The organism is Arthrobacter sp. A5, assembly GCF_051131705.1.
Lineage (GTDB): Bacteria > Actinomycetota > Actinomycetes > Actinomycetales > Micrococcaceae > Arthrobacter_M.
On sequence record NZ_CP180316.1, the window covers coordinates 104697 to 120495 of the forward strand.

8 protein-coding genes, 2 rRNA genes and 1 pseudogene are annotated in these 15799 nt (G+C 62.2%); 8 read left to right on the forward strand and 3 right to left on the reverse strand.

Features of this window, described 5'->3' with window-relative positions:
• Window positions 1-182 precede the first annotated feature (182 nt).
• Window positions 183-1006: pseudogene (locus tag ACLLJI_RS00540) on the reverse strand (amidase family protein); the annotation flags it as partial.
• A gap of 61 nt (window positions 1007-1067) precedes the next feature.
• Window positions 1068-2714, reverse strand: coding sequence for a PucR family transcriptional regulator ligand-binding domain-containing protein (locus ACLLJI_RS00545; protein WP_434616674.1), 1647 nt, complete (start codon window positions 2712-2714; stop codon window positions 1068-1070).
• A gap of 142 nt (window positions 2715-2856) precedes the next feature.
• On the opposite strand from ACLLJI_RS00545, the gene ACLLJI_RS00550 reads away from it, so the two are divergent.
• From ACLLJI_RS00550 to ACLLJI_RS00570, 5 genes are all read left to right on the forward strand, one after another.
• On the forward strand, window positions 2857-4344 hold the full coding sequence (locus ACLLJI_RS00550) for a CoA-acylating methylmalonate-semialdehyde dehydrogenase (RefSeq protein WP_434616677.1): 1488 nt from the start codon (window positions 2857-2859) through the stop codon (window positions 4342-4344).
• Between the two features lie 34 nt (window positions 4345-4378).
• A complete protein-coding gene (locus ACLLJI_RS00555; protein WP_434616680.1) occupies window positions 4379-5770 on the forward strand; it encodes an aspartate aminotransferase family protein in 1392 nt (463 codons plus the stop codon).
• A gap of 174 nt (window positions 5771-5944) precedes the next feature.
• Window positions 5945-6079 (forward strand): hypothetical protein, encoded by a 135-nt coding sequence (locus ACLLJI_RS00560; protein ID WP_434616683.1) that lies wholly within the window; start codon window positions 5945-5947, stop codon window positions 6077-6079.
• 238 nt (window positions 6080-6317) lie between these two features.
• Entirely contained in the window at window positions 6318-7787 is a 1470-nt protein-coding gene (locus ACLLJI_RS00565; RefSeq protein WP_434616686.1) for an amidase, read from the forward strand.
• 146 nt (window positions 7788-7933) lie between these two features.
• Window positions 7934-8293 (forward strand): isocitrate/isopropylmalate family dehydrogenase, encoded by a 360-nt coding sequence (locus tag ACLLJI_RS00570; RefSeq protein WP_434616689.1) that lies wholly within the window; start codon window positions 7934-7936, stop codon window positions 8291-8293.
• 139 nt (window positions 8294-8432) lie between these two features.
• Here ACLLJI_RS00570 and ACLLJI_RS00575 read toward each other — a convergent pair whose 3' ends face one another.
• A complete protein-coding gene (locus ACLLJI_RS00575; RefSeq protein WP_434616692.1) occupies window positions 8433-9332 on the reverse strand; it encodes a GmrSD restriction endonuclease domain-containing protein in 900 nt (299 codons plus the stop codon).
• Here ACLLJI_RS00575 and ACLLJI_RS00580 point away from each other — a divergent pair.
• The 3 genes from ACLLJI_RS00580 to ACLLJI_RS00590 all read left to right on the forward strand — a co-directional run bounded on the left by ACLLJI_RS00580 (window position 9331) and on the right by ACLLJI_RS00590 (window position 15737).
• Window positions 9331-9504 carry a hypothetical protein gene (locus ACLLJI_RS00580; protein WP_434616695.1) on the forward strand — a complete coding sequence of 58 codons (174 nt, stop codon included), beginning with the start codon at window positions 9331-9333 and terminating at the stop codon, window positions 9502-9504. The two genes, ACLLJI_RS00575 and ACLLJI_RS00580, sit on opposite strands and share 2 nt — an antisense overlap.
• Window positions 9505-10508: 1004 nt before the next feature.
• A 16S ribosomal RNA gene (locus ACLLJI_RS00585) occupies window positions 10509-12033 on the forward strand.
• A gap of 557 nt (window positions 12034-12590) precedes the next feature.
• A 23S ribosomal RNA gene (locus tag ACLLJI_RS00590) occupies window positions 12591-15737 on the forward strand.
• The 16S and 23S rRNA genes sit together here, the layout of an rRNA operon.
• The last annotated feature ends 62 nt before the right edge of the window (window positions 15738-15799 follow it).

The window sequence follows — 15799 nt, forward strand, 5'->3', positions numbered from 1 at the left end:
TTCATCCTCCATGGCCGGGCCGAGCAGATAACCAAAATGCGTGAACATGGTCTCGCTGATGTCCCGGCTGCGCCAGGGCAGTTCAATCTCCTCGACCACTGCTCCGGTCTGCCGGAGGTATCGGCTACCGCGCGCGTGTTCATCTCGATATCGGGCGAAATCCGGTAGTCACCCAGCCGCAGGCACAGCGCAATCCGCATTCCCGCGACGGCTTCGTAGGTGGCCGGCAGCGTCAGCTGCCCGGCCAGCGACGCATGATCGCCGCCGCCGCGCCCCGACATCACATTGGCCAGCAGGGCCGTATCAGCCACCGTCCGTCCCAGCGGTCCGTCGCCGCGGTCGTGGTCCGCCGAGAGCGGTGCCAGGCCCGGAATTCTGCCGTACGGGGCCTTGAAACCGACGGTCCCGTGAAGGATGCCGGCAGCCGTGTGGAGCCGGCGATGTCGGAGGCAGTGGCCAGCGTGCTGAAGCCTGCGGCCACGGCGGCGGCGGATCCGCCCGGCGAATAGCGCTTGTTCCACGGGTTACGGGTCACGCCCCACAACGGGCTGTGCGTGACGGTGGCGCAGCTGTGTTCCGGCGTGGTGGGTCTGGCATGGATAATGCCTCCCGCCCGCTGGATCCGTTGGATCACCGGGTGGCTGGAGTTGGCGATGGCGTCCTTATGTGCCGTCAGCCCTTGGGACAGCGTCCGGCCACCGATGCCGTGCTTTTCCTTCGCCGCCACGGGTACTCCCAGCAGGGCGGGAATGTCTCCCTTGTCCGCATGCTCCAAGAAGCCATTGAGGTCTTTGGCAAGCCGTCGACCGCCGGCGGTGAGCCTGAGGCCGCGCTGGCGCACAAACAGCTGCGTACCCAGGCTTGCCTCGAGCTGCGCGATCGCCGTGGACAGCGTGGACTGCGTTACCAGCAGCCGCGCTGCGGCTGCTGTCATGCTTTCCAGCTCGGCCACCACCGCGAAATACCGCAGCTGGGTCAGGGTGAAAGGTTTGGTCATGCCTCCCATAGTGCCAGCAACAATATTGCCAGCCGCTGCCGCTGCAACGGCGCCCCGGCCGGTCGGGAGGTCAGAGACCGCGAAGCTGGTGCAGCAGCAGGGCTACGTGCAGCGAGGTCCGGGATTCCGGATCGTCCAGGTTGAGGCCCAGGATCTCCTCGAGCCTGGCGAGCCGCGCGTAGAGGGTCGGCCGGCTGAGAAAGCCGTCGCGCGCCATGGCGGCTTTATTGCCGCCGTGCTCCAGATAGGACTGCAGGAGCGTAAGGTAATCGTCGTCGTCGTGCGCGTCATGGCGGAGTACGCCGGCCAGCTCCGACTCGGCAAAGGCCTGGACCCGGAAGTCATTGCGCAGCAGCGCCAGCAGTCCGCGCAGGCGGACATCGGCGGAGCGGAAGAACGGCCGGCTGCGCTCCTTTAGGGTGCTGGCCGTCCGGGCCACATGGCTGGCATCATCAAGACCGGCCGCTGCTTCGAGCAGACCGGCGCGGGCGTGGCTCACCCCCATGGTCCAGCCGTCCGCGCCCGCGTCCGGGTCGGTTTCCGGACCGTTCCTTCCGTTGCGGTCCGCGAGCCCGTTGCAGATCCGCTCCAGCAGCTGTTGCTCCAGCTGCTTTGCCGGCAGCGCCAAAATCATGCCTAGGTAGCCGGCCTGCAGGCTGGCGGTGAGGGCGCTGCTGCCCGCGGATTTAAGGACGCGGGCCAGCCGGTCCAGCAGCAGGCGCTCATGACGCTGGCCAGCCAGCGGGTCCGGACTGCTTCCGTCACCCCCGGCACCGCCCACCCGTACCACCACCGGCAGGTAGAGGGGTGAGGGGTGCAGGCCCAGCGCCGCCGCCCTGGTGACGGCCTCCGCTTCGGTCAGGGTGCGCGGTTGGCGCAGCTCATTGAGCAGGCCAGCCTGCGCCTGCTGGCTCAATTGGCGCTGGTCCCGCTCCGCCAGCCGATTGATGGACAGGGCCTGCCCGGCGCGCTCCAGCACCATGGCCGCGACGGCATCGCTTTTCAGCGGAACCGGGATGATGAGCCGCCCCCACAGCTGCCGGCGAAGTCCCACCGGGGTCTGCAGACAGCCCTCCGGACCCGTGCGCACGGTTTGCTGCCCCGCCTGCGTGACCCGGGAGCGCCGCTCCCAATCCGCCAGCAGTTCGGTCGTGGAATGCCCGGCGGCGGCATGAGCGAGCACCAGGTGGGAAAGGTCTTCAAGAATCACCGGCGCCTGCACGAAGCGGGCCGCACGGGAGACGATTTCCTCCGTACCCGCACTCTCCAGGCTCAGCAGCGTAAAGGCTTCATGGACGCTCCGGGAAAGCTCCACCAGTTCCAGCTGTTCCGCCACGATGAGCCGGTGCACAATCTCGGTGATTTCAACAAAACGCGCCGCGGCCACGGTGATGACCGGCATTGAAACGTCGGCCGCCGCGGCGCGCAGGGCGGCTTCTGTGCCGGAGCGCGGGCCGGTCAGCTCCACAATAAGACCTGACGCACCGGTTGATTCCAGCGCCTTCAGATACGTCAGCGTCTGCGCGGCCGAAGGTCCGAGTTCCAACCCCGTGGTGAGCAGCAGCTCGCCGCCGGTGAGCAGCCCGGAAAGGTCCCTGACCTCACTGACATGCACCCAGCGGACGGGCCGGTCCAGCCCGGCGGCTCCGCCCAGCACTTCGGGGACGGCTCTGCGGAGGACGGGTAGGTCCAAAACCTGACGAACGGTCGGGAGCATTTACACAGTGTAAGCGATGAGGCGCGATTCATTACACAGTGCCTATTCCGGCCTGCCCGTGACCGGACCAGACTGGACAGCAGCACCTGATCACGCCCGGAGCCGGTCTCGACTTGCGTCACATCTACCCCAAGGACAAACTTTGAACACGATTGAGCATTGGATCAACGGCAGCTACGTTGGGGCGCAAGGACGCACCGCCCCGGTGACCAACCCGGCAACCGGCAAAGAGGCGGGACAGGTTGCGTTGGCCAGCGTCGAGGAGAGCAACGCCGCCGTGGCCGCCGCGGCCGAGGCGTTCCCGGCATGGCGGGACACATCCATCGCCAAGCGGACCCAGGTGCTGTTTGCATTCCGCGAGCTGCTCAATGCCCGCAAGGGTGAATTGGCGGCCATCATTACGTCCGAACACGGCAAGGTCCTCGGCGACGCCTTGGGTGAGGTGTCGCGCGGCCAGGAGGTTGTGGAGTTCGCCTGCGGTATCCCGCACCTGCTCAAGGGCGGGTACACGGAAAATGCCTCCACCAAGGTTGATGTCCATTCCATCCGCCAGCCGGTCGGACCGGTGGCCGTGATCAGCCCCTTCAATTTTCCGGCCATGGTCCCGATGTGGTTCTTCCCCGTCGCGATCGCCGCCGGGAACACCGTGGTGGTCAAGCCGAGCGAGAAGGACCCGACAGCCCTGAACTGGATGGCCGAACTGTGGAAGGAAGCGGGCCTGCCGGACGGGGTCTTCAATGTTCTGCACGGGGACAAGGTGGCCGTGGATGTTCTCCTGACTCACCCGGACATCAAAGCGGTGTCCTTCGTGGGCTCAACGCCGATTGCCAAGTACGTGTACGAGACGGCGACGGCGCAGGGCAAGCGGGTGCAGGCGCTGGGCGGCGCCAAGAACCACATGATTGTGCTGCCGGACGCGGATCTGGACCTGGCGGCGGACGCCGCCATCAACGCCGGTTTCGGCTCCGCAGGGGAACGCTGCATGGCCATCTCGGCCCTGATCGCCGTCGGCGGCATTGCCGACGAACTGGTGGCGAAGATCTCCGCCCGGGCGACGGCGTTGCGCACCGGTGACGGACTGCGCGGCTGCGACATGGGGCCTCTTATCACCGCTGCGGCACGGGACAGGGTGACGGGATACGTGGATGCAGGCCAGGCGGAAGGCGCCACCTTGGTGGTGGACGGACGCACGATCTCCCCCGACGCGGAGGGCGACGGTTTCTTTGTCGGTCCCACACTGTTCGACAATGTCAGCACGGACATGTCCCTCTACACGGACGAGATCTTCGGCCCGGTGCTGTCCGTGCTCCGGGTGGAGAGCTACGACGAGGCGCTGGAACTGATCAACGCCAACCCGTACGGCAACGGCACAGCGATTTTCACCAACGACGGCGGCGCGGCCCGCCGTTTCGAGAACGAGGTCCAGGTGGGCATGGTGGGCATCAATGTTCCGGTGCCTGTTCCGATGGCTTATTACTCCTTTGGCGGCTGGAAGAACTCGCTCTTCGGCGACACGCACGCGCACGGTGCCGAGGGCGTGAACTTCTTCACCCGCGGCAAGGTGGTCACCTCGCGCTGGCTCGATCCGAGCCACGGCGGGATCAATCTCGGCTTTCCGCAGAGCGATTAGTCCGATGTCCGAGCGCCGAAGAAAGGAACAGATCATGACTTTCACTCTTGCATCGGACACTGCCGTTACGCCTGTAGATGCCGTTACGCCTATAGATACAGCCGGCGCGCAGCGTGCTTACGAGCTGGACCGCAAACACGTCTTCCACTCCTGGTCCGCGCAGGATCTGATCACCCCGATGGTCATCAGCGCCGGGCAGGGGTCCTTTGTCTGGGACGGGGAGGGCAATAAATTACTGGATTTCTCCTCCCAGTTGGTCAACACCAACATCGGGCATCAACACCCGCGGGTGACGGCGGCGATCGCCGCGCAGGCCGCGAAGCTATGCACCATAGCCCCCAGCTACGTCAACGACGCCCGCTCCGAGGCGGCCAGACTCATTGCCGAGCGCACACCCGGGGAGCTGGACAAAATGTTCTTCACCAATGGCGGCGCGGATGCCAATGAACACGCCGTTCGGATGGCGAGGCTGCACACCGGGCGGCACAAGGTGCTGTCCGCCTACCGGTCCTATCATGGCGGCACCGAACTCGCGGTCAACATCACCGGGGATCCGCGCCGCTGGCCCAGTGATACCGGTACTTCCGGAACCATCCACTTCTTCCCGCCGTACCTGTACCGGTCGGCATTCCACTCGAGCACGGAAGAGGAGGAGAGCGAGCGGGCGCTGGAACACCTGGAGCAGGTGATTCGCTATGAGGGCCCGGACACCATCGCGGCCATCATGCTGGAGTCCATCCCGGGCACCGCGGGAATCTACCTTCCCCCGCCGGGCTATCTGGCGGGTGTCCGGGACCTGGCCACGAGATTCGGCATCGTTTTCATCGCGGACGAGGTGATGGCGGGGTTCGGACGCAGCGGCAAGTGGTTCGCCGTCGAGCATTTCGATGTGGTGCCGGACCTGCTCACCTTCGCCAAGGGCGTGACCTCGGGCTACGTTCCATTGGGGGGCGTCGCCATCAGCCCGGAGATAGCTGCGACGTTCGGAAAGTGCGTTTACCCCGGCGGGCTGACCTACTCGGGCCACCCGCTGGCCTGCGCGGCCGCCGTCGCCACCATCGGCGCGATGACGGATGAGCGCATGGTGGAAAACGCGGCCAGCACCGGGGAAACCATCATCGGACCGGCACTGCGTGACTTCGCCGCGCGGCACCGCTCGGTGGGCGAAGTCCGCGGCACCGGCGTGTTCTGGGCGATTGAGCTGGTCAAGGACAAGGAAACGCGGGAACCGCTGGCCGCCTACGGTGGCTCGAGCCCGGAGATGAATCAGCTGGTAGCTGAGGCAAAGTCCCGCGGGCTGCTGGTCTTTGCCAATTTCAACCGGATCCACGTGGTGCCGCCGTGCAATATCAGCGCCCACGACGCACGGCTGGGCCTCGCCATAGTGGACGGTGTGCTGGACATCGCCGACGGGTTTGCCGCCTGAGACAAAGGGATGTGACCATGACTGACGGTTACCCGTGTCCCGGTGCTCTTGGGAGAGGGCATTAGCCTCTTCGGCCCCCTGCTCCGCGACATCGAGCTGATCCATCTGGGCACGTCAACCTCCGGTTCGGGGGATGACCCACAGCAGCTACCGGGTTGTACATGAGCGCCGGATTTGACGCGGACGGCCCGCCGCGGAGCGGACATTCTGCTGGCCTTCCCGGCGCTGTTGGTCGCCGTTATGTTCGGGCCGTCTTCGGTGCCGGTACACGTGCTGCCCAACATCGCCGGCATGGCAACGTGGTCATGATGAACCAGGGGGATATCGTGGAAAGCGGCGGTACGGAACAGGTCTATGAGCATCCACATCATGAATACACCCGTACTTTGGTGGGCGCCTCCAAGTCCCTGCGGGCGGAAACGGTCGCCCGGGAAGCGGCACTGCAGCACCAACAATTCGGCAGCACTAACAAGCACCAACAATTCGGCAGCACAACAATTTGGCAGCACCGGCAACGGGAGCACTGCACGGCGGGAAGGAAGACCATATGCCAGCCATCAGCTCCACCGGACTCCACCAGCTCAGCGCATGCGAGCTGAGCGCCGGCTACGCCGCGGGGGAGCTTTTCCCGGTGGAAGTGTGTGCCGCCGTAATTGAGCGCATCGAGGTGCGCGAGCCCGTACTCAATGCCCTCTACGTGTTTGATCCGGATGCCGCACTTCAGGCTGCCCGGGCCAGCGAGAGACGTTGGAAAGAAGGAACACAGCGCAGCGCCATGGACGGCGTCCCCGTCACGGTCAAGGAAAATATCGCCAGGATTGGTGTGCCGATGCCCGGCGGAACGGCGCTGCCGAACCCGAAGGTGGCGGCTGCCAACGCGCCTGTCACTGACCGCATCCTGGAAGGCGGTGCCGTCATCATGGGCTCCACCACCATGCCGGACTGGGGCATGCTGTCATCCGGAGTCTCCAGCCTGCATGGCATCACGCGCAGCGCCTGGAACCCCGCCTGGACCACGGGCGGTTCAAGCGCCGGCGCCGGAGCAGCAGCGGCCGCCGGGTATGGGCCGTTGCATGTCGGCACCGATATCGGCGGCTCCATCCGACTGCCAGGCACCTGGCAGGGACTGGTCACGCTCAAACCCAGCGCGGGGCTGATTCCCCTCGACGCGCCGTATCTTGGCAGGGTGGCAGGCCCCCTCACGCGGACGGTGGCCGATGCGGCGCTGTTCATGACGCTGCTGGCCCGGCCCGATATCCGGGACTACACCGCTCGTCCCTATCCGCCGATGAATTGGGTGGACGGACACTCCGATCGGGCCGGGCTAAATGCTGCGGGATTCAATATTGCGGGATTCAATATTGCCGGGCTAAACGTCGGCGGACTGAGGGTGGCGCTGCAGACGGAGGCCGGTGCCGGAGCCGAGGTGGACCGGGAAGTCCTGGCCGCGGTTCGGGCCGTGGCGGAGGAGTTTGCGGCGGCAGGGGCGGAGGTCACCCTTCTCGGGGCGTTCATCAATCAGGGGATGATGGACGGGTTGGACAACTTTTGGCGAACCCGCTCGTGGGCAGACTACAGCGTCCTGCCGCCGGAGCAGCAGGAGCTGGTTCTGCCCTACATTGCACGCTGGTGCTCACGCGGTGCCCGGTTCGACGGGGCGGAAACTATCCGGAACTTCAACCGAATAGGTGAAATGCAGAAGGCGACGCTGGCGGCCACCGCCGCGTTCGACGTCGTGCTCTCACCCGTCGCGCCGATGGCGGCCTTCCCCGCCGAACAGCCGATGCCGGTCGATGATCCTGACAGCACCATGGCGCACATTGCCTTTACAGTCCCCTACAACATGTCCGGGCAGCCGGCCGCGACCGTGAACTGCGGGTTCACCCAGGACGGGCGTCCCATCGGTGTACAAATGGCAGGACGGGTAGGCGCCGACGCCGACATTCTGCGCGCCGCGGCCTGGTATGAATCCATCCGTCCGGAGTCCGCCATACCCGACTGGTCGGCCCTCCCCTAAGAATCTTGGATGCCCGCGTTGCGGCCAGTTCCCCCGAAACAAACCCCACGCGGCAGCCGAGATTGGTAACGGGGGTCGGTTCCGCACATCACATCAGTCAATGGTCGCCCGGGGTGCCGAACCCGCGGGTAGGCGTGGAGCGCGTCGTGGACTACTCCTTCCGGCTGGCCCGGCAGCGCCGGGGGAAGTTGACACTTTGCCACAAGAAAAACAGCCTGATTGAAGCTGGAAATCTGTGGCAGGACACGGTGAACGACCTGAGCCTCCACTACCCGGAGGTGGATCTTGATTATGTGCACGTCGATGCGATGTTTTTCCACCTGCCCGTCGCTCCGGAACGCTTCGACGGGGTGGTCACGGACAATTTGTTCGGGCGACATCATCGCCGACCTGGGCGCCGTCATTCAGTGCGGGCCCGGCGTCGCGGCCAGCGTGATCGAGGCCGCCACGGTGAACGTCCCTGGCCCAGCAGCCTGCACTCTCCGGCCCCGGCATGGGACGTATAACCGCGCAGCTCGGCGAGAATATCGCAGCGCTGGTCCGTACAGCTCGGATCGTTCCGGGCGGGACGGTTTCCGCGGTGCCGGGGTAATCCGTGATGGACGGTCTGGCGGGGATGCGCACCGCGCGCTGATTATCTGCGGATTATTCGCAGCCGATACCGTCGCCGTCCCGGTCCAGGCCGACCCGATACCCGGGCTGGCCGGCCCGTATCGGCGCCGCGCCGGCTGCCCGTACGGCCGTGCAGTTCGCATAGTAGGCGGGGCCCGGAGCGGGCTGGGCGCCGGGAGCAGGAACGGCGGGCTGGACAGGCGCCGCTTCCTGCACCGGGGCCTGGGCGATCACCGGGGCCGGCGGCTGCACCGGCGCGGGCTGGACCGGGTCGGGCTGGTCCGTCGGCGCCAGTGCGCCAGCACAGTCGCCCAGAATCGTAGACATTGCGTCGTGCTCGGCCTGTGTGACCCATAGGCCGTAGGTGGCTTTCACAGAAATCTGCCGGGCGACGTAGTCGCAGCGGTAGGCCTTGACCGGCGGCAGCCAGGTGGCAGCGTCGCCGTCGCTCTTCTTCTGATTGGTGGGGCCGTCCACGGCCAGAAGGTTCAAGGGATCGTTGGCTAACGCCGTGCGCTGGGCCAGCGTAAGTTGCTGAGCACCCTTCTGCCAGGCATCGCTGAGCGCCACGACGTGGTCGATCTGCACCGCGCTGCTGGTGGACGTGCCGCGGGTGAACGCAATCGCGGTGGCTGTGTACGGATCGTGCAGGCTGCCGGTCAGGACCAAACAATCGCCGGTGCCGGCTTTGAAAGCGATGGCCGTCAGATCCCGCTTCAGAATGTCGTTACGGGTGTCGCAGCCGTTGCGGTCCACGTCGGCCCATGCCTGCCCAAATTCGGTGCGGCCATACCCGGTCTTGGGCGCACGACCCTTGACCGGCAGCGCAGCCAACAGATCCAATGCCTTGGTGCCATAGGCGGGTTGTGCCTTCGGGGAAGCAACGCCGCTGAGGGTGACAACCGGGACGGTGTCCGGATCGAGGGGATCCATGTCCGTTGCCGCCGCGGACGTTGTGGGCGACGGCGCGGACGCAATGGCCGACGGCGTTGGGCTGGCACTTGCCGCCGGTGTCAGAAGGGCAGCGGGCTCGGCGGCGCTGGTGGAGCCGCCGCAGCCGGAAAGCAGCAGCGCCAAGGTCCCGGCGCCGAACATGGCCAAGTGACCGGTTTTCCGAACGAGTCGGGGGTTTTGGCCGGACGGCAGTTGATTCTTATTCATTTATGCCCCATAAATATGCGCGGTGATTTAGCAACAGGATATAGGGCTGTGGAGGAAGAGTCGAAGGGTCAACAATTCTTTGAAGCCGAGTGGTCAGACCCGAGGGGCGGCCGGACCGCGAGGTCAAGACATAGCTGAGATGCGGTGAGCGCAGGGTCAGTGAAGGGACAGGCGGACAAGGGAGATTCGCCTTCGAGGGTTGCACCCTGGCGGTTAGGGATTGGGGGAAGCCGGCTGGTAGACGAGGAGAGGACGCAGCACCCGGCACGTTCGGGGGGACGGCTGAGTCGCCTGGTGACCCTGTCCCTTCAGCGCAGGCGTGGGCGAGGGTTCGGAAGCGAAGCCTACCTGGCCCCCGTTTGCCTGACGCTGACACCCCTGCGCCGGAATCCCTGTGCCTGAACCCTGTCGCATGAACCCTGGCGTGGATCCTTGCGGCCGCACTCGGTGGAGGCTAGGGGCGTAATGAAAAGCGCGGCGCCGTCGTGCCTGCCATGGCTGCGACTGCGGATTGGTGTTTTGGCGGGAAGGCGGGTAGTGTTTCTCTAGTTGCCACCGACGAGGTGGAACAAACTCCCTTCCTTTTACTGCGGATCAAATATCCGGTGATTTTGTGTCGCCTGGTGTTTGTTGTGCGGGGGTGTGGGGTGGTCCGGTTGAGCCGGGCGGGTCGGTTCGCTGATTTGCCTGGATGGTCCGGATCGGGTAAGTTTGAAAAGTTGCTCCGGTGCGGCGCGGTTGATGTGAATTGGCTGGCGGGTCCGGGTGCGTCTGTTGTTTGAGAACTCAATAGTGTGCCAAGTTTTGTTGATACCGGTATTTATTTATTGGTTGAGACTGTTGCCTGCTGCCGTGTTTGTGGTGGTGGGTGGCTTTTTTGGCTGGTTTCGAATTTAGTGCTGTCATGTCATCCTTTTTCCGGGTGTTGTGGTGGTGTCTGTTTTTACATCAACGGAGAGTTTGATCCTGGCTCAGGATGAACGCTGGCGGCGTGCTTAACACATGCAAGTCGAACGATGATCTCCAGCTTGCTGGGGGGATTAGTGGCGAACGGGTGAGTAACACGTGAGTAACCTGCCCTTAACTCTGGGATAAGCCTTGGAAACGGGGTCTAATACCGGATATTCACTTCTTCACCGCATGGTGGGTGGTGGAAAGATTTATTGGTTTTGGATGGACTCGCGGCCTATCAGCTTGTTGGTGAGGTAATGGCTTACCAAGGCGACGACGGGTAGCCGGCCTGAGAGGGTGACCGGCCACACTGGGACTGAGACACGGCCCAGACTCCTACGGGAGGCAGCAGTGGGGAATATTGCACAATGGGCGCAAGCCTGATGCAGCGACGCCGCGTGAGGGATGAATGCCTTCGGGTTGTAAACCTCTTTCAGTAGGGAAGAAGCGTAAGTGACGGTACCTGCAGAAGAAGCGCCGGCTAACTACGTGCCAGCAGCCGCGGTAATACGTAGGGCGCAAGCGTTATCCGGAATTATTGGGCGTAAAGAGCTCGTAGGCGGTTTGTCGCGTCTGCCGTGAAAGTCCGGGGCTCAACTCCGGATCTGCGGTGGGTACGGGCAGACTAGAGTGCAGTAGGGGAGACTGGAATTCCTGGTGTAGCGGTGAAATGCGCAGATATCAGGAGGAACACCGATGGCGAAGGCAGGTCTCTGGGCTGTAACTGACGCTGAGGAGCGAAAGCATGGGGAGCGAACAGGATTAGATACCCTGGTAGTCCATGCCGTAAACGTTGGGCACTAGGTGTGGGGGACATTCCACGTTTTCCGCGCCGTAGCTAACGCATTAAGTGCCCCGCCTGGGGAGTACGGCCGCAAGGCTAAAACTCAAAGGAATTGACGGGGGCCCGCACAAGCGGCGGAGCATGCGGATTAATTCGATGCAACGCGAAGAACCTTACCAAGGCTTGACATGAACCGGAAACGGCCAGAGATGGTCGCCCCGCTTGCGGTCGGTTTACAGGTGGTGCATGGTTGTCGTCAGCTCGTGTCGTGAGATGTTGGGTTAAGTCCCGCAACGAGCGCAACCCTCGTTCCATGTTGCCAGCGGGTTATGCCGGGGACTCATGGGAGACTGCCGGGGTCAACTCGGAGGAAGGTGGGGACGACGTCAAATCATCATGCCCCTTATGTCTTGGGCTTCACGCATGCTACAATGGCCGGTACAAAGGGTTGCGATACTGTGAGGTGGAGCTAATCCCAAAAAGCCGGTCTCAGTTCGGATTGGGGTCTGCAACTCGACCCCATGAAGTCGGAGTCGCTAGTAATCGCAGATCAGCAACGCTGCGGTGAATACGTTCCCGGGCCTTGTACACACCGCCCGTCAAGTCACGAAAGTTGGTAACACCCGAAGCCGGTGGCCTAACCCTTTTGGGGGGGAGCCGTCGAAGGTGGGACCGGCGATTGGGACTAAGTCGTAACAAGGTAGCCGTACCGGAAGGTGCGGCTGGATCACCTCCTTTCTAAGGAGCGCCTCAGATTCGTTTGCCCCGGCCCTGGTGGTTGGTGGTGGGGGTCTGCAGGAGGCCCGTTGCGCGGACGCAGGTTCCGCGGTGGGTGCTCATGGGTGGAATATTGACAGGACAGGTGCCTGTGGGGTGCCGGCCGGTGTTTGAGTACGGCCCGTGTGTTGTGTTCTCCTTTGGGGGGCGTGGCGGCGGGTGTGGAAAGGATGGTTTTGCGGTTGGTGGTTCCGTGGGTTTCGTTTGGCACACTGTTGGGTCCTGAGGCAACAGGGTTCCGTGGTCTTTTTTGCCTGCTGGTGTGGGTGGAGGGGGTTGCGGGGGTTTGGTGTTTCTGGTGTTCCCGGGCATGGCTGGTTTCCGCGCGTTGGTGTGGTGGCTGGTGTGTGATGGGGTTGTTGTTTGAGAACTACATAGTGGACGCGAGCATCTTAAGAAGCAATTTCTTTGAGAATGTTTGAACCTGGATCTGTTGCATCGTTTCGTGCCTTTCGGGGTGTGGGGTGGTGTGGTGGTTTCATGGTTCTCTCGATGTGTTTTGTTTTGTGATCTTTTGTGGTCAAGTTTTTAAGGGCGCACGGTGAATGCCTTGGCATTAGGAGCCGAAGAAGGACGTAGGAATCTGCGATAAGCCTCGGGGAGTTGATAACCGAACCCTGATCCGAGGATGTCCGAATGGGGAAACCCCGCCACGCGCTCTTTGGGGTGACGTGGTGACCTGCAGCTGAACACATAGGCTGTGTGGGGGGAACGTGGGGAAGTGAAACATCTCAGTACCCACAGGAAGAGAAAACAACAGTGATTCCGTCAGTAGTGGCGAGCGAACGCGGATCAGGCTAAACCGTGTCATGTGTGATAGCCGGCGGGCGTTGCATGGCCGGGGTTGTGGGACTTTCCGTTCCAGCTCTGCCGGGCTGGGGAGGTGAGAGTGTAGGCATAGGTGAACGGTCTTGAAAGGCCGGCCGTAGAGGGTGTGAGCCCCGTAACCGAAATGTTTCTGACACCGCCTGGAGAGTATCCCAAGTAGTACGGGGCCCGAGAAATCCCGTGCGAATCTGTCAGGACCACCTGATAAGCCTAAATACTACCTAATGACCGATAGCGGACAAGTACCGTGAGGGAAAGGTGAAAAGTACCCCGGGAGGGGAGTGAAACAGTACCTGAAACCGTGTGCCTACAAACCGTCGGAGCGAGTCTGATTCTTGTGACGGCGTGCCTTTTGAAGAATGAGCCTGCGAGTTAGTGTTACGTCGCGAGGTTAACCCGTGTGGGGAAGCCGTAGCGAAAGCGAGTCTGAATAGGGCGAGTGTAGTGGCGTGATCTAGACCCGAAGCGAAGTGATCTACCCATGGCCAGGTTGAAGCGACTGTAAGACGTCGTGGAGGACCGAACCCACTTCAGTTGAAAATGGAGGGGATGAGCTGTGGGTAGGGGTGAAAGGCCAATCAAACTTCGTGATAGCTGGTTCTCCCCGAAATGCATTTAGGTGCAGCGTTGCGTGTTTCTTGCCGGAGGTAGAGCGACTGGATGGCTAATGGGCCCTACAAGGTTACTGACGTCAGCCAAACTCCGAATGCCGGTAAGTCAGAGCGCAGCAGTGAGACCGTGGGGGATAAGCTTCATGGTCGAGAGGGAAACAGCCCAGACCACCAACTAAGGCCCCTAAGCGTGTGCTAAGTGGGAAAGGATGTGGGATTGCGAAGACAACCAGGAGGTTGGCTTAGAAGCAGCCATCCTTAAAAGAGTGCGTAATAGCTCACTGGTCAAGTGATTCCGCGCCGACAATGTAGCGGGGCTCAAGTACACCGCCGAAGTTGTGGATTTCGGATAGTAGACAAGCCTTCGTGGTTCAGTCGTCCGGAGTGGTAGGGGAGCGTCGTGTGGGCGGTGAAGCCGCGGTGTAAACCAGTGGTGGAGCCTACACGAGTGAGAATGCAGGCATGAGTAGCGAATGACGGGTGAGAAACCCGTCCGCCGGATGATCAAGGGTTCCAGGGTCAAGCTAATCTGCCCTGGGTAAGTCGGGACCTAAGGCGAGGCCGACAGGCGTAGTCGATGGACAACGGGTTGATATTCCCGTACCGGTGAAAAACCGCCAATGCTGATCGGGTGATACTAACCGCCGGATGCATGACCGTCCGCCCTTGTGGCGGGTCCGGTTTTTTGCGGACCGCGGGACCTGATCCCGGGAGGTAAGCGTATTAACAGGTGTGACGCAGGAAGGTAGCCAAGCCGGGCGATGGTTGTCCCGGTCTAAGGATGTAGGGCGGGTCATAGGTAAATCCGTGGCCCTGGTTTTGATACCGGGTCTGAGATCTGACGGGACCCCCGTGAGGGGGAATTTGGTGATCCTATGCTGCCGAGAAAAGCATCGACGCGAGGTTTTAACCGCCCGTACCCCAAACCGACACAGGTGATCAGGTAGAGAATACTAAGGCGATCGAGAGAATTATGGTTAAGGAACTCGGCAAAATGCCCCCGTAACTTCGGGAGAAGGGGGGCCCCAACCTTGATGACCACGTGCTGGTCGGAGGGGATCGGGGCCGCAGAGACCAGGGGGAAGCGACTGTTTACTAAAAACACAGGTCCGTGCGAAGTCGCAAGACGATGTATACGGACTGACTCCTGCCCGGTGCTGGAAGGTTAAGAGGACCGGTTAGCCCTTGCGGGCGAAGCTGAGAATTTAAGCCCCAGTAAACGGCGGTGGTAACTATAACCATCCTAAGGTAGCGAAATTCCTTGTCGGGTAAGTTCCGACCTGCACGAATGGAGTAACGACTTCCCCGCTGTCTCAACCATAAACTCGGCGAAATTGCAGTACGAGTAAAGATGCTCGTTACGCGCAGCAGGACGGAAAGACCCCGAGACCTTTACTATAGTTTGGTATTGGTGTTCGGAGTGGCTTGTGTAGGATAGGTGGGAGACTGTGAAGCCGTGACGCCAGTTACGGTGGAGTCATCGTTGAAATACCACTCTGGTCACTTTGGACATCTAACTTCGGCCCGTAATCCGGGTCAGGGACAGTGCCTGATGGGTAGTTTAACTGGGGCGGTTGCCTCCTAAAGAGTAACGGAGGCGCCCAAAGGTTCCCTCAGCCTGGTTGGCAATCAGGTGTCGAGTGTAAGTGCACAAGGGAGCTTGACTGTGAGAGAGACATCTCGAGCAGGGACGAAAGTCGGGACTAGTGATCCGGCGGCACATTGTGGAATGGCCGTCGCTCAACGGATAAAAGGTACCTCGGGGATAACAGGCTGATCTTGCCCAAGAGTCCATATCGACGGCATGGTTTGGCACCTCGATGTCGGCTCGTCGCATCCTGGGGCTGGAGTAGGTCCCAAGGGTTGGGCTGTTCGCCCATTAAAGCGGTACGCGAGCTGGGTTTAGAACGTCGTGAGACAGTTCGGTCCCTATCCGCTGCGCGCGCAGGAAATTTGAGAAGGGCTGTCCTTAGTACGAGAGGACCGGGACGGACGAACCTCTGGTGTGTCAGTTGTACTGCCAAGTGCATCGCTGATTAGCTACGTTCGGATGGGATAACCGCTGAAAGCATCTAAGCGGGAAGCCCGCTTCGAGATGAGATTTCCATGCACCTTTGTGTGTGAGAGGCCCCCAGCCAGACCACTGGGTTGATAGGCCGGACGTGGAAGCGGGGACTAAAGACCCGTGAAGCTGACCGGTACTAATAGGCCGATGACTTACACCACACCCCTGACCGGTGAAGCGACTTCAAACGCTGCACCACCACGGTCAGGGAAAAAGATCTGCT